Annotated in this window: 14 protein-coding genes; 9 read left to right on the forward strand and 5 right to left on the reverse strand. The window is 63.9% G+C overall.

From position 1 onward, the window contains the following. The first annotated feature begins 29 nt into the window (after positions 1–29). The 6 genes from flhA to AC1RR3_RS36820 are packed head-to-tail and all read left to right on the forward strand — an operon-like array spanning position 30 to position 4,766. Positions 30–2,111, forward strand: coding sequence for a flagellar biosynthesis protein FlhA (gene flhA / locus AC1RR3_RS36795; RefSeq protein WP_492829925.1), 2,082 nt, complete (start codon positions 30–32; stop codon positions 2,109–2,111). Next, positions 2,108–2,860, forward strand: coding sequence for a flagellar biosynthesis protein FliR (gene fliR, locus AC1RR3_RS36800; protein WP_492829927.1), 753 nt, complete (start codon positions 2,108–2,110; stop codon positions 2,858–2,860). Before flhA ends, fliR begins: the two co-directional genes overlap by 4 nt. A 6-nt stretch (positions 2,861–2,866) precedes the next feature. Continuing rightward, positions 2,867–3,286, forward strand: coding sequence for a hypothetical protein (locus AC1RR3_RS36805; RefSeq protein ID WP_492829929.1), 420 nt, complete (start codon positions 2,867–2,869; stop codon positions 3,284–3,286). Next, positions 3,283–3,759 carry a rod-binding protein gene (locus AC1RR3_RS36810; protein WP_492829931.1) on the forward strand — a complete coding sequence of 159 codons (477 nt, stop codon included), beginning with the start codon at positions 3,283–3,285 and terminating at the stop codon, positions 3,757–3,759. The genes AC1RR3_RS36805 and AC1RR3_RS36810 overlap by 4 nt, the downstream gene beginning before the upstream one ends. Before the next feature lie 39 nt (positions 3,760–3,798). Next, a complete protein-coding gene (locus AC1RR3_RS36815) occupies positions 3,799–4,311 on the forward strand; it encodes a flagellar biosynthesis protein FlgN (RefSeq protein WP_492829933.1) in 513 nt (170 codons plus the stop codon). Then, a complete protein-coding gene (locus AC1RR3_RS36820; protein WP_492829934.1) occupies positions 4,308–4,766 on the forward strand; it encodes a hypothetical protein in 459 nt (152 codons plus the stop codon). Before AC1RR3_RS36815 ends, AC1RR3_RS36820 begins: the two co-directional genes overlap by 4 nt. Before the next feature lie 217 nt (positions 4,767–4,983). Here the strand turns inward: AC1RR3_RS36820 and AC1RR3_RS36825 are convergent, their stop codons facing one another. Next, positions 4,984–5,757 carry a response regulator transcription factor gene (locus tag AC1RR3_RS36825; RefSeq protein ID WP_492830015.1) on the reverse strand — a complete coding sequence of 258 codons (774 nt, stop codon included), beginning with the start codon at positions 5,755–5,757 and terminating at the stop codon, positions 4,984–4,986. An 824-nt stretch (positions 5,758–6,581) separates the two neighbouring features. Here AC1RR3_RS36825 and AC1RR3_RS36830 point away from each other — a divergent pair. Further along, positions 6,582–7,511 (forward strand): hypothetical protein, encoded by a 930-nt coding sequence (locus AC1RR3_RS36830; protein WP_492829936.1) that lies wholly within the window; start codon positions 6,582–6,584, stop codon positions 7,509–7,511. 13 nt (positions 7,512–7,524) lie between these two features. On the opposite strand, the gene AC1RR3_RS36835 is transcribed toward AC1RR3_RS36830, so the two are convergent. Continuing rightward, on the reverse strand, positions 7,525–8,103 hold the full coding sequence (locus AC1RR3_RS36835; protein WP_492829938.1) for a MarR family winged helix-turn-helix transcriptional regulator: 579 nt from the start codon (positions 8,101–8,103) through the stop codon (positions 7,525–7,527). Between the two features lie 601 nt (positions 8,104–8,704). Here AC1RR3_RS36835 and AC1RR3_RS36840 point away from each other — a divergent pair. Further along, positions 8,705–9,592 carry a dienelactone hydrolase family protein gene (locus AC1RR3_RS36840; protein ID WP_492829939.1) on the forward strand — a complete coding sequence of 296 codons (888 nt, stop codon included), beginning with the start codon at positions 8,705–8,707 and terminating at the stop codon, positions 9,590–9,592. A 54-nt stretch (positions 9,593–9,646) separates the two neighbouring features. Here AC1RR3_RS36840 and AC1RR3_RS36845 read toward each other — a convergent pair whose 3' ends face one another. Together AC1RR3_RS36845 and AC1RR3_RS36850 are read right to left on the reverse strand one after the other, a co-directional pair. Further along, positions 9,647–10,915: a serine hydrolase domain-containing protein gene (locus AC1RR3_RS36845; protein WP_492829941.1), complete on the reverse strand. Its 1,269-nt coding sequence runs from the start codon at positions 10,913–10,915 to the stop codon at positions 9,647–9,649. A 121-nt stretch (positions 10,916–11,036) separates the two neighbouring features. Then, positions 11,037–11,885 carry an SDR family oxidoreductase gene (locus AC1RR3_RS36850; protein WP_492829943.1) on the reverse strand — a complete coding sequence of 283 codons (849 nt, stop codon included), beginning with the start codon at positions 11,883–11,885 and terminating at the stop codon, positions 11,037–11,039. A gap of 141 nt (positions 11,886–12,026) precedes the next feature. Between AC1RR3_RS36850 and AC1RR3_RS36855 the strand changes: the two genes are divergently transcribed. Then, a complete protein-coding gene (locus AC1RR3_RS36855) occupies positions 12,027–12,782 on the forward strand; it encodes an HAD family hydrolase (protein WP_492830017.1) in 756 nt (251 codons plus the stop codon). A gap of 24 nt (positions 12,783–12,806) precedes the next feature. Here AC1RR3_RS36855 and AC1RR3_RS36860 read toward each other — a convergent pair whose 3' ends face one another. Beyond that, positions 12,807–13,214, reverse strand: a complete 408-nt coding sequence (locus AC1RR3_RS36860) for a nuclear transport factor 2 family protein (RefSeq protein ID WP_492830019.1) — start codon at positions 13,212–13,214, stop codon at positions 12,807–12,809. Between the last annotated feature and the right edge of the window lie 71 nt (positions 13,215–13,285).

Raw genomic sequence — 13,285 nt, forward strand, 5'->3', positions numbered from 1 at the left:
TTACGGGGCGGACCCTCTGCCGGTGACCCATGGCCGATACGTTAGCTGCTAGCCTGCCAACCCCGCGCCGATTCGGGGCGGACGCCTTTTTCGCGGGCGGTATCGTGGCCATGCTCACGATCCTGTTCCTGCCGATACCGCCGATCCTGATCGATCTCGGCCTCGCCTTCTCGATCGCGCTGTCGGCGCTGATCCTGATGGTCGCGCTGTGGATCCAGCGGCCGCTCGATTTCTCCGCCTTCCCGACCGTGCTGCTGATCGCGACGATCCTGCGGCTGGCTCTCAACGTCGCGACGACACGCCTGATCCTGTCGCGCGGCGGGGAGGGTGAAACCGCCGCGGGCCACGTCGTTGCCGGCTTCTCGAAGTTCGTCATGGGCGGCGACTTCGTCATCGGCCTGATCATCTTCGCGATTCTGGTCACGGTGAATTTCGTCGTGATCACCAAGGGTGCGACGCGTATCGCCGAAGTCGGCGCACGTTTCACGCTGGACGCCATTCCGGGCAAGCAGATGGCGATCGACGCGGACCTGTCCGCGGGCCTGATCGACGACAAGGAAGCTCAGCGTCGGCGCCGCGAACTCGAAGAGGAGAGCTCCTTCTTCGGCGCGATGGACGGTGCGTCGAAATTCGTCCGCGGCGATGCCATCGCCGGCCTGATCATCACCGCGATCAACATCTTCGGCGGCATCATCATCGGCGTTACCCATCACGGTCTGACGCTGTCGCGCGCCGCCGACGTCTACACAAAACTCTCCGTCGGCGACGGTCTGGTCACCCAGATGCCGGCACTGATCGTGTCGCTGTCGGCGGGCCTCCTGGTCTCCAAGGGCGGCACCAGGGGTTCGGCGGAGCAGGCCGTGCTGCGGCAGCTCGGTGGCTACCCGCGCGCGGTGTCGGCGGCGTCGTTGATGATGTTCGTGCTCGCCTTGATGCCTGGGCTGCCGATGGCACCCTTCGTGCTGCTCGGCGGCGTCATGGCCTTTGTCGGCTACTCGCTGCCGCGGCGGCAGGCGGCACGGGAAAAGAAGGAGCATGCGCGCAAGGCCGACGAGCGCGCCCAGGCCGACGCCAAGGAATCCGTCAAGGAATCGCTCAAGACGGCGGAGATCGAGCTGTCGCTCGGCGGTCACCTCTCGGTCCATATGCTGGGCTCGCGCACCGAGCTTGGCCACCGCGTGGCCAAGATCCGCAAGAAGTTCGCCAAGCAATACGGCTTCGTCATTCCCGAGATCAAGCTCACCGACAATCTGTCGATCGATCCGAAAGGATACCAGATCCGGATCCACGATACCCGCGTTGCCCATGGCGAGCTGAGGCTCGGCGAGGTGCTGGTGCTGGTCGACAAGGATGGCAAGCCCGACGTGCCGGGCGAAGAGGTGATCGAACCCGCCTTCGGCATGAAGGCGCTCTGGGTGACCGAGGCCTTCACCGACGAGGTCAAGCGGCAGGGGTGCAAGCCGGTCGACAATCTGTCGGTTCTGCTCACGCATTTGAGCGAAGTGATCCGGGCGAACCTCGCCCAGCTGTTGTCGTACAAGGACATGCGCGGGCTGCTCGACCGGCTCGATCCTGAATACAAGCGCCTGGTCGAGGATCTTTGCCCATCGCAGATCTCCTATTCCGGCCTGCTGGCGATCCTGAAGATCCTGCTGGCCGAGCGCGTCTCGCTCCGCAACCTGCATCTGATCCTCGAGGCGATCGCCGAGATCGCGCCCCATGTGCGGCGCTCCGAACAGGTCGCAGAGCATGTGCGCACGCGCCTTGCCCAGCAGATCTGCGGCGATCTCTCCGACAACGGCGTGCTCAACGTGGTCCGCCTCGGCAATCGCTGGGATCTCGCATTCCACCAGAGCCTGAAACGCGACGCCAAGGGCGACGTCGTCGAGTTCGACGCCGATCCGCGCCTGATCGAGCAGTTCGCGACGGAAGCCAGCGCCGCAATCCGCAAGTTCACCGAGAACGGCACCAGCGTGGTGCTGGCGGTGACCCCCGAAGCCCGTCCCTATGTCCGGATGATCCTGGAGCGGGTGTTCCCGACACTGCCGATCCTGTCGCATGTCGAAGTCGCGCGGAGCGCCGAGATCAGGGCCCTTGGAGCCATATCGTGATCAGCAGCCTCGCCGACAGCGTACTGGTCACGTTCATCGTGTTTTGCCGTATTGGCGCCTGCCTGATGTTCGTGCCCGGCTATTCCAGCGTCAACGTCCCGGCCCAGATCCGGCTGTTCATCGCACTCGTCACGACGTTTGCACTGACGCCGATCCTGATCGCGGTCCTGAAACCTCTGACGGAGAATGCGGCGCCGCTGACGCTGGCACTGCTGATCGGCTCCGAGATCCTGGTCGGCAGCGTCATCGGTCTCGGCGGGCGCGTGTTCTTCCTGGCGCTCCAGACCATGGCAACCGTGATGGCGAGTGCGATCGGGCTCAGCAACATCCCGGGCACGCCGGTCGGCGACACCGATCCGGCGCCCGCCCTGGTGCCGCTGATCATGGCGTCGGTCACGACGCTGTTCTTCATCACCGACCAGCACTGGCAGGTGCTGCGCGGGCTGATGAACTCCTACGACGTCTGGCATCCCGGCGACAGGCTCGGCGGCGGCATGGCGCTCGACCAGCTCCTCGGCCGCCTCTCGGAAGCGTTCGTGCTGACGCTGCGGATCACCAGCCCCTTCATCGTTTATTCCGTCATCGTCAATCTGGCGGTCGGCCTGATCAACAAGCTGACGCCGGCGATTCCCGTCTACTTTATCTCGGTGCCGTTCGTGCTGTCCGGCGGCTTCCTGCTGCTCTATCTCACCAGCGACGAGCTCTTGACGCAATTCATGCTCGGCGTCTCGTCGTGGCTGGCGGAATGAACGGTCATGAAGTCGCGCGCGGACAAGCTCGGTCGGATGGTCTCGCTGGTAAAGCTTCAGCTCCGGCTGGCCGAATGGCAGCTCGCGCATTTGCGGCAGCAGGAGCAAAGCTTGCAGGACGAGCAAGAATGGCTGGTCGGCGCGCTGAACGAGGGCAAGCCGCCGGCGGGATCCTCGAGCCAGTCGATCGCGCGGCGTCTCAACAGGACGAGCGTCGGCGCGCGGACCGTGAAGGAGCAGGCTACGCGGCAGCTCGACCAGGTCCGTTCGGAGACCCGCCGTGTGAAACAGCTCGAGGAAGTCGCCAAGGCGGCGCTCGCGGACAAGCTTCGCGACGCCGAAAAGCGTTCGCTCGAGGAAATGACGGGAACAAGCCTTACCGTGCGCGCCTGGACGCCACGGCCAGCCAGTCGGAATAAGACATGATCGTGACAGCGACGCCCGACCTCGTTCTCGACGTCCTCGATGCCGCCGACCCTGTGACACAGCGCGCGGCGACCGCGAAGCTCGATGCGCTGAAATCATCGGACGCCGATTTCGCCGCCACGATGGACGCGGAAGTCGGCAAGGCCAAGGCTGCCGATCAATCCGCGGCGAAGGTTGCGGAGACGCAGTCGACTGCCGTGAATGGGCCGCCGGTGCAGGTGATCAAGGCGCCGGCCTCCGGCGAGGTCTACCGGAAGTTCGAGGCTTTCATCCTGCAGACCTTCGTCGAGACGATGTTGCCGAAGGAGTCCGAGGAGGTCTTCGGCAAGGGGACGGCCGGCGGCGTCTGGAAGTCGATGCTGGCGGAGCAACTCGGTGCTCAGCTGGCCAAGGGCAAGGGCATTGGCATTGCCAAGCAGCTCGCTGCCGCGCATCCGGCGGGCCCGGACGTTACGGGGAAGGCCGGATCATGATCCGGGAATGGGTGACAGAAGTTGAGGGGTGAATTTCCAATGCAGGCACAAGAAAGCACGGCGGCCCTGGTGATGGAGCAGCCGGTCGCGGACACGGAGATGATGCCGATGGACGCCGCATCGGGTGATGCGCTGTTGCCGGTGCTGCTGCCGAATGTCGGCGGCGAGGCGGTGATCGAAGCCACCGAGGCGGCGAAATCGGATGAGGTGAGCGGCCTGCTGGCGGCGATCCGCCGGCTCGGGAACATCGTCGAGGAGGAGACGGCCGCGCTTGCGACGGGCAATAAGATCGATTTCGATGACTTCAGCGCCCGGAAGAGCCGGAGCATGCTTGAATTCGTCCGCCTGATGCGGGCGCGGATGCACCTCGGCGCCGAGGTCGAGGTCACAGGGGAAATCCAGCGCTTGCGCGAGAAGCTCGAGCGCAACCGTTCCCTGCTCGAGATGCATTACGACGCCGTGCGTGAGGTCGCCTCCATCATCGTCAAGGCGATCAAGGACGCCGAGTCGGACGGCACCTATACCGGTCGCGCAGCGCAGGACGGAAAATGATCAGACTCGTGCTGGCCGGACTCTGGGTCTGCATCCTCACGGCAGGCACGAGCTATGCCGTGGCCTATTGGAAGGAAAACGGCAGCCTGCTGCCGGCCAAGGACGCGTATCTCGACGGGCTTCAATACCAGAAGACGAGGGCGCTGAGCGTGCCTATGGTCGAGAATGGCAGTGTGCAGGGCTACATCGTCGCGCGCTTCGTCTACACCGTGGAGGCGCGGACCATGCACCAGCTCAACGTCCCGCCGGAGCCGTTCGTCGTCGACGAGGCCTTCCGCAGGATCTATGCCGACGACCGCCTCGATTTCAGGAAGCTCGCCCGTTACGACCTCTCCATCCTCACCACTGGCATCAAGCAGCGCGTCAACGAGCGGATGCAGGCCGACGTCGTCCAGGACGTTCTGGTCGAGGACTTCAACTACGTCTCCAAGGAAGAATTCCAGTCGAAGCCGTAAGGCATCGCCCGGACACGGGTGATACGGCGTTCCGGAATGATCATGCCCGAATGAAAGGCTGAAGCGCGATCCTCATCGCGCCGCACCGTGCTGCGCCAGGGCCCCGGCCGCGCGGCCGGGCTCGTATTCTGCTGTCTCGGCTTCTCAAAGTGCAACGGCCTCTGCGGAAGATGCTCCGCAGAGGCCGTTGTCGGTTTCGCCGCAGCGTCGTGCCGCGTCAGTTTCCGGCGGGGTATGCCGCCGCCGGGGCAGTGTGCGCCCTGTTGAGGAGGATGCCGACCTCGTCGAGTTCCTGCATCGGCACGTCGATGGTCTCGCCGGCAGGGATGTTGAGGCGGTATCCGACGTAGCGCCGGGCCACGATCGCGTCGAAGCCGAGGCGGTCGCGGAGCTTCTTGCGCAGCTTGCTGACGTGGCTCTCGATCACGCTCTCGTCGAAGGTCGATTCGAAGATGCCGTAGACCGCGTTGAAGATCTGCGTCTTGGTGATCCACTTGCCGTGGTTGCTGACCATATATTCGAGAATGCGCAGTTCGCGGCGGGGCAGGGTGAGGGCGTGTCCGGCGATCTCGGGGTCACGCCCGTTGAAGAAGACCTGGATCCTGGTCTCGCAGGGCCTCGGCAGTTCGCCTACCCGGCGGCGCGCGATTGCGGCCGTTCGGGCGAGGATCTCGCGCAGGTGAATCGGCACGTGCACGACGTCGTCGACGCCCGATTCGAACAGCTCCAGCGTGTTCTTGAGCATCTTCTGGCCGCTCATGGCGATGATAGGTGCCGCGGAGCGCTTGCGCATCGCCCGCGGCAGGCTTCCGCGGGCATCGCAATCCCCGAGGAGGAAGGCGTCGACCGCTGCCAGGTCGGATTCACTCGCAGATTGCAGCCAGTCCCAGAATTCTCCGGAGGAGAAGCCGATCGACGATACGCCTTCGCGAACGAGCCCTCCAACGTAGCTGTTCGCGACGCTCTCGCGATCATCAACGATAATATACATCAGTCTTTCGCCCCTGTTTCGCACTTGTCGCGGCCGGCTGGTTGTTGTGATGCACCGGCTCAGCGACCATGCTGTTTGACGATATTTCCCATCCCGCGAACCGTTGTTATGGTTTCGATATTCGCGGGCAGCCCTACGCATTCAGTGCCTGCGTTTTCCGCGGGCCTGTTACTTCGACTCGATACTGAACGCTTACTGCGTGAGGCTCGGCGGGTGTCTTACGGATCACCTCGCGGAGCGGATTGAGACAGCGACCTAGAACAGTTGCGCCAAGTTGCTTATCGCGTCCGAACGCTACTGAACTTTGCCGATCTCCTCGCCAACTGGCGAGAATCACTTGAGTAGGACCGTAACAATTGCCGATTTCCGATCAAGCGCGCGCAACAAAGCGATTGCTATGTGTGTTTGATGCTGTTGGTTTGTTTCGAGTTGTTTCTTAATATATTCAATCGCATCAGTTGATATGGATTCCGAACTAGTTTTGCGCCGTGACGGTTCTATGGTTCCGCATCTCCGTATAATCACAGCGATTTTGGGTGGTGCTGCCGGTCATGCACAGGGAGGGGTTTTCAACCCCGGATTGACTCTTTCCACCGGATGTCCACATGCGACAATTCGACTCATGTACGGCAAGGCGACTCCAGCTTGGCGAAATCTTGGCGAGGGTGTGTCTTTCGAGTCGCACTCTTGCCACGTGCGTGGCGCGTTTGACTCATGCGACGTCGCATCGTTCGCGCTGAAAAATTTTTGATGCGCACGTTTCGGGCAAGCTTCGACGAATAAATTCGTAGTTCGATAGATCGAAGCGAACGGAGCATTCTCACATGTTGTCCGATGGACAAGCTCGTCCCGGCGCGACCGCCGATGTTTCTGCGGCAACGAAGCCGGCTCCGGAAGTACGTAATACAAGCGCGCCGCAAGCGGCCAAGCCCGCAGCAAGTGCAAAGCGCATGTCGGCAGCGACGAACGACGAAACGCTGGCGAAGGAAGCGCTCGAGGGGTTGAAGCGGATTCGCGCCAAGGCGCGTCTCGACAAGATGGCGATACCCAAGCCTGCGCCGGTCGTGATCAAGCCGGCCGTGATCGTGGCCAAGCCGCCGCCGCCTCGTCCGACATGGGTCGCGCCGCTCGCGACATTGGCGGTCGCTGCCATCCTGGTGGTCTGCGCCTGCACCGGTGTGATCGCCTATCTCACCACGCAGCCCGCCCAGAACAATGTCGCGGCCAATACCGAGATCAGGAATCTGCGCGAGACGGTCGCGCAGCTGCGCAAGCAGGTGGCGGGCGTGTCCGAAAATCTCGATGGCCTGCGCACCGCGGTCGATCAATCGAGCAAGGCGACCAATGATCGCTTCGGCAGGTTCGGAGAGAATCTGGATCGTATCGAGCGGGTGAGCTCGTCCTCGACCGCCAAGCTCGACAAGCTCGCCCTCGCGCAGACCCAGGCTCCGGCGCCGGCGGTGGTGCAATCGCAGCCGTCACAGGCTGCGCCGATGATGGCTTCGCTCGCACCGCCCGAGATCACGGGTTCGGTGGCTCCGCCAGCGCCGCGAAAAGTGGTCAAGGGCTGGTCGGTGCGCCAAGCCTATGAGGGGATCGCGATCCTGCAAAGCCCGAACGGCGTCATCGAGGCCGTGCTGGGACAGCAGGTGCCCGGCCTTGGCCGCATCGAGGAGATCAGGAGCGAGAACGGGCGCCTGGTGGTGGAGTCCAGCGGCGGCGTCATCTATTCGTCACGCAAGGCAACGCCCTGATCGACGACGCCTTCTATTGGCGGTGATGCTCGAAGCTGGTGCATAGCAGGTCGACCTCCGGTTCCGCGATCGGCGCGCGGAACAGGCGGCAGCTGAACTCGACCGTCGTCTTGCCGTCCGCGGTGGTGCGGTCCTCGCGGAGGAAGATGCAACGCTTGCAGACGTCGGTATGGTGCCGCTGCTCGGCGGCGTCCGACTGATCCAGCACGTGGCGGAGCGCGTCGCGGAAGCGGATCTTGGCCTCGTCGTCGAGCACGGCTATGGCTTCGACCAGAACGTTGACGGGGTCGCGCGCGAGGAACTTCTTGCCCTGCTGCGTGACGCTCAACATCACCGACCGCTTGTCCTTGGCCGAGCGCTTTCGCTCGATATGGCCGAGACGCTCAAGCTCGCCGATGATGAACGAGGCGGTGCCGCGCGTGGTGCCGACGTAACTCGCGAGCGCCGAAGGCGTGCGGGAGAAGCGGTTGGCGCGGGAGAGGAAGCGCAGCGCCATCCACTCACGGTCGCGCAAGCCGTGCTTGCTGCCTTCGAACCAAAGGATTCGCGCGACCTGCTCCAACAGTTCAATCGATTCGCGGGGCAAATTCATTTCAATTCCAGGTCGGATAAAGTTTTATTCAATTGAGCCTTGGGTAGCGCAATCTGGTGGACGACAATGAAGCTCCCGGGCGATCCTTCGTCCTTGGCCGGACGGCGGAGCACGGGTGGGAAGATGCCTCTTCCGTTTCCGGAGATGGAACTTCCGGCCGTGGAACTAGAGCGTCACAAAGAAAGTTCGAGTAAATCGCACGGCTCAACTCTTCTGAAAATTACAGTCAAATGACCGCGGTTCGCGTGCCGGATTCCGATAGCGCGCAACATGCGGGCAACATGATGTGTCGTTGCAGCCACTGCGCAGCCCATTTGTTGCGGCGGAGCGTTTCGAATTGCGCGAACAGGCGGATCGTCTGCAACTTCCGACCGCGCAGTTGCTGCCGCAGAACCACAATTGTCAGTTAATGGATGTTGCGCCGCAGCGCCGCTATGCGGTTAAATCCCGCACACGATCAGAAGCCAGCGTCCACGCCGACGAAGGGATGAGGCCGACCGCCGCGTCCTCGCAGGCTGGTGACTTGCGTTTCCGCGGCAACTATTGGCGAATGCGTCGCCCCAGGGGGGTACCATGATAGGCAGCAGGAAGGGATAGACCGATGAGCTTTGAAACCACCATGACATCCGACGTCGTCGGGCTGACAAAAGTCGCCCCGGTCTCGCGCCGCGGATTCATGAGCGCCACCGCGGCCGTCGCCGCTGGATATACGCTCGCGGCCGGGCCGGTCCGTGCCGAGGTGATCGCGACCGACACCAGCGGCCTCCAGGCCGGAGAGACCAAGATCAAGGTCGGCGCGGAGGAGATGCCTGCCTATTTCGCCCGCCCCGCCGGCAACACCAAGGCGCCGGTGATCATCGTGGCAATGGAGATCTTCGGCCTGCACGAATACATCAAGGACGTAACACGGCGCCTCGCCAAGCTCGGCGCTTTCGCCATCGCGCCCGACTACTACTTCCGCAAGGGCACCGACCTCACCAAGATTACCGAGATCAAGGACTTGCTGCCGATCGTCAATTCCAAGCCGGACGCCGAGCTGCTCTCCGACCTCGATGCGGTGGTGGCATGGGCCGCAGCGCAGGGCGGTGACACCGCCAAACTCGGTATCATCGGCTTCTGCCGTGGTGGGCGCACCGTCTGGGAATACGCTGCCCATAGCGGCGCGCTCAAGGCCGGCGTCGCCTTCTACGGCACGGTGGTCGACCCGGCCAATCCGCTGTGGCCGAAGAGCCCGATGCAGCTGGCCCCCGAAATGAAGGCGCCGGTACTCGGCCTCTATGGCGGTGCCGATACCGGCATTCCCGTCGCCCAGGTCGAGCAGATGAAAGCGGCGCTCGCGGAGAACAAGAAGACGGCCGAATTCAAGATCTATCCCGAAGCGCCGCACGGCTTCCATGCCGATTATCGCGGCAGCTACCGCAAGGATGCGGCAGAGGATGCCTGGAAGCAGGCGGAGGCCTGGTTCAAGAAATACGGCGTCCTGAGCTGATGCCGGATTTTGGAGGGCGGCCCGAGTGGCCGCCCTTTCTCTTTCAGCGCGGTCTCACTTCACCATCGCGCCATAGACGATGTCCTGCACCTGCTCGCGATAGTATTTCCTGAGCTCGCCGGGCGCGGCCGTTCCCACCACCACGACGAGGCGTTCCTTGGGATCGCAGAAGAACTGCGTCCCGTAGGCGCCGTTCCAGGTGAACTCGCCGGGATTGCCGGGGACCGACGACAGCCCTTCGCCGGTTCGGACCGCGACCGCGAGGCCAAAGCCGAAGCCGGCGCGATGCGGCTCGATGTTCGCCACATTGTTCTTGATCTCGGGACCGAGGTGATTGGTCGTCATGTGGTGCACGGTCTTCGGAGAGAGGATGCGCTGGCCGTCGAGCTCACCGCCGTTGAGCAGCATCTGCCCGAAGCGAATGTAGTCGCCCATCGTCGCAAACGAGCAGGCGCCGCCGCAATCGAACTTGGTTGGCGTGTCCAGCAGCTTGATGGCCTGCGGCTTGCCGGTCAGCGGATCGTTGGCGAACGGGCGGGCAAGGCGAGGGCGCTGCGCGTCTGAGGGGTGGAAGGTCGCGTCCTTCATGCCGAGCGGCTGCCAGACATTGGCGGCGAGATACTCGCCGAGCTGCTGCTCGCTCACCTTCTCGACAACGGCGCCGAGCACGTCGATGGAAAAGCCGTACTCGAATTCGGTGGAGGGCTGATGCGCCAGCGGCAGCTTTGTCATGCGCTCGATGAAGGCCTGGGTGTCACCTTCGATCGCCGGCGCGACGCCGTCCGGATAGAGCCGCGCCACCGGGCTCGATGAGTCCGGCCGGCCGCCATACATCAATCCGGACGTGTGCCGGTAGAGATCGTGGATGAAGATCGGCGAGGCCTGCGGCTCGAGCTTCAGCGAGCCGTCGGCCCCGGTTGCGCCGACCTTCATGTCGGCAAAGCCGGGATAGTAATCGGACAGCTTCGCCTGCAGCGGCAACCGTCCCTGCTCCATCAGCGTCAGGCCGGCGACCGCCGCCATCGGCTTGGTCATCGAGGCCAGCGCGAAGATCGCGTCGACCGGCATCGGCGTGCCCTTGTCGGGATCGAGCATGCCATAGGCCTTGTAGTGCACGAGCTTGCCATCCCGCGCCACCGCAACGACGGCGCCGGGCACGCGCTTGGCGGCGATCTCGCGGGCAAAGAAGCTGTCGAGCCGGGCAAGGCCCTGCTTCGAGAAGCCGACATCGTCGGCATTGGCTTCGGGCAGCGGTGCGGCGCGCGCTGTGCCTAACGTGATGACGGCAGCCGCCGCCGCGATCGTGGCGATCGTCTTGTTCATTGCATCCTCCCAGGCGAGCTCGTTGTACGAGTGGCTCGCGCGACGCCTAGATCACGACCGCACCGGGGCGAAGTCAAGCGCGGGCAGGGCATGTCTGGATGGCGCGGGAGGCGCCGGAACCCTAGCGTCCTTCGCCCTCGCGCCACAGCGCCTCCAGGGCGTTGCGGTAGGTCGGATAAGCCAGCGTGACGCCGAGTTCGCGCTTCAGCTTCGCATTGGAGACGCGGGCGCTGCTGGCATAGAAGCTGCGCGCCATCGCCGACATCTCGGCGGTCTCGAACGCCTCTTCCGGCGGCGGCGCCACGCCCATGAGTTCTGCGGCATAGGCGATCACGTCCTGCGGCGGCGCGGGCTCGTCGTCGCAGACGTTGAAGATGCCGCTGCCCTCGTGACGAACCGCGCCCATGATCGTGCTCGCGATGTCGTCGGCGTGAATGCGGTTGAAGACCTGCCCGGGCTTGATGATGCGGCGGGCCGTTCCGGCGCGCAGCGTCACCAGCGCATTGCGGCCGGGGCCGTAGATGCCGGCCAGCCGCAGGATCGTGACGTCGCCACGCGCCGTGTCGGTCCAGGCCTGCTCCGCCGCGAGCCGCATGCGCGTGCGCTCGAAGACGGCCTGCGGCGGCGTGCTCTCGTCCACCCAGCTGCCTGCGTGATCGCCATACACCCCGATCGTGGACAGGTAGATGATCTTGCGATCGCCCGCTGCCAGCACGTCCGCGAAGGCCGCGAGTGCGGGATCGCCGGCGCTGCCGGGCGGGATCGATACGAGAAGGACGTCGGCATCGCGGACCAGTTCGACCGTCTCGCGTGCGGGACTATTGCCGGAGAAGGCGTGCAGCTCGATGTCCGCAAGGCCGTTCCGTTGCGCGGGATCCCGCACCGTGCCGGCGATGTGCGAGAAGGCGCCGCCGAATTTGCGGACGAAATGCCGGGCACTGTAGCCGAGGCCAAGGATGAAGAGCCGCATGCGTCTCCCGTGGAGGTCGGAGTTCCCCTCGCGCCAGCTGCGCGCCCTCCGCTCATAAGAGATTTTTGGGTCCGGCAAAAGATATTGCGATTTTACTGGCTCGCCGCCCCAGGCGATGGTCGTACCAGGGAGGCGTCGATCATGCGGGCAGAAGCGGCGACCATAGCGCCATCCGGTGCCACCGGACTGATCCGGGGCGCTGCCGCGCTGATCTTCGATGTCGACGGCACCCTGGCCGAGACGGAGGAATTGCATCGGCAGGCCTTCAACCACGCCTTTGCCCGTCACGGTCTCGACTGGCATTGGGATCGTGCCGCCTACAAGGACCTGCTGCGGGTCACCGGCGGAAAGGAACGCATCCGCGCCTGCCACGCGAGGCAGTGGATCGCGCCGCCCTTGTCAGACGGGGACATCGCCGAGATTCACGGCATCAAGACGGCGCGCTACGCCGAGCTGATCGAGACAGGCTGCTGCCCCTTAAGGCCCGGCATAGCGGAGCTGCTGGCTGCGGCGAAGGCGCGCGGTCAGCGGCTCGCGATCGCGACCACCACCGCGCACGGCAACATCGATGCACTGCTGTCGCAGGCGCTGGGGGCACGCTGGGCTGCCGATTTTGATGCGATCGTTGCCGGCGATGACGTCAGGCACAAGAAGCCTGCGCCGGACGTCTATCTCGAGGTCCTGGCGCGGCTGAAGCTGAAGCCTTCGGAGTGTGTCGCGATCGAGGATTCCGCTAATGGGCTGATCTCAGCCTCGCGGGCGAACATTCCGGTCATCATCATCCGAAGCATGTTCTTCCGGGATGATGACTTCGCCGAGGCGCGGTTCGTGCTGGACGATCTGTCGGAATCCGAAGGCCCAAAACAAAAAACTGAAAAACAACCCCATGCACAGTAGATCACGCCGGCGTGAGGGTCGTCGTCAGTGGACGCGGTGGCTCGCTCTATCATCCTCAGCCTGCTCGACAATCTGGGCGATTGGGCTCGACTGATGATGCACCAGGCGCCAGCCGTCGCCGACGCGCCGAAAATGGTTGGCGGCAGCCAAAGCGGTGCCGTCGACGATCTCGATGCAGAGCACGCGCGCGCTGTCGCCGTCGACGATGGCCTGCGGTTCGGCGCAGACGATCTGCGGTCTTTCCGGATTTTGCAGGATATCGCGCCAGCTTCCGATCACCGTGGCGCGGCCGATGATCGCCGGCCAGCCGGGATGGATGCAGGAAATAGCGTCGTCATCCGCCCACATCCGCTCCATTTCGGCGAAGTCGCCGGTCGAAAAGGCGGTGTAAAAAGCCGCGTTTGCGGCGATGACCTTGTTGTCCTTTGCCATGCCTCTCGGGTGGGGCAATGGCAGGCAAAAATCAAGCGCGACTTCCGTTCGATTTGTGTTCGAGTTTGACC

This window comes from Bradyrhizobium sp. GW821-FHT13H05, from assembly GCF_058804065.1.

Bases quoted from the DNA above. Each gene is read 5' to 3' on its own strand.
- flhA (WP_492829925.1), top strand. From the start codon at position 30: ATGGCCGATACGTTAGCTGCTAGCCTGCCAACCCCGCGCCGATTCGGG.
- AC1RR3_RS36805 (WP_492829929.1), top strand. From the start codon at position 2,867: ATGAAGTCGCGCGCGGACAAGCTCGGTCGGATGGTCTCGCTGGTAAAG.
- AC1RR3_RS36810 (WP_492829931.1), top strand. From the start codon at position 3,283: ATGATCGTGACAGCGACGCCCGACCTCGTTCTCGACGTCCTCGATGCC.
- AC1RR3_RS36815 (WP_492829933.1), top strand. From the start codon at position 3,799: ATGCAGGCACAAGAAAGCACGGCGGCCCTGGTGATGGAGCAGCCGGTC.
- AC1RR3_RS36820 (WP_492829934.1), top strand. From the start codon at position 4,308: ATGATCAGACTCGTGCTGGCCGGACTCTGGGTCTGCATCCTCACGGCA.
- AC1RR3_RS36825 (WP_492830015.1), bottom strand. From the start codon at position 5,757: ATGTATATTATCGTTGATGATCGCGAGAGCGTCGCGAACAGCTACGTT.
- AC1RR3_RS36830 (WP_492829936.1), top strand. From the start codon at position 6,582: ATGTTGTCCGATGGACAAGCTCGTCCCGGCGCGACCGCCGATGTTTCT.
- AC1RR3_RS36835 (WP_492829938.1), bottom strand. From the start codon at position 8,103: ATGAATTTGCCCCGCGAATCGATTGAACTGTTGGAGCAGGTCGCGCGA.
- AC1RR3_RS36840 (WP_492829939.1), top strand. From the start codon at position 8,705: ATGAGCTTTGAAACCACCATGACATCCGACGTCGTCGGGCTGACAAAA.
- AC1RR3_RS36845 (WP_492829941.1), bottom strand. From the start codon at position 10,915: ATGAACAAGACGATCGCCACGATCGCGGCGGCGGCTGCCGTCATCACG.
- AC1RR3_RS36850 (WP_492829943.1), bottom strand. From the start codon at position 11,885: ATGCGGCTCTTCATCCTTGGCCTCGGCTACAGTGCCCGGCATTTCGTC.
- AC1RR3_RS36855 (WP_492830017.1), top strand. From the start codon at position 12,027: ATGCGGGCAGAAGCGGCGACCATAGCGCCATCCGGTGCCACCGGACTG.
- AC1RR3_RS36860 (WP_492830019.1), bottom strand. From the start codon at position 13,214: ATGGCAAAGGACAACAAGGTCATCGCCGCAAACGCGGCTTTTTACACC.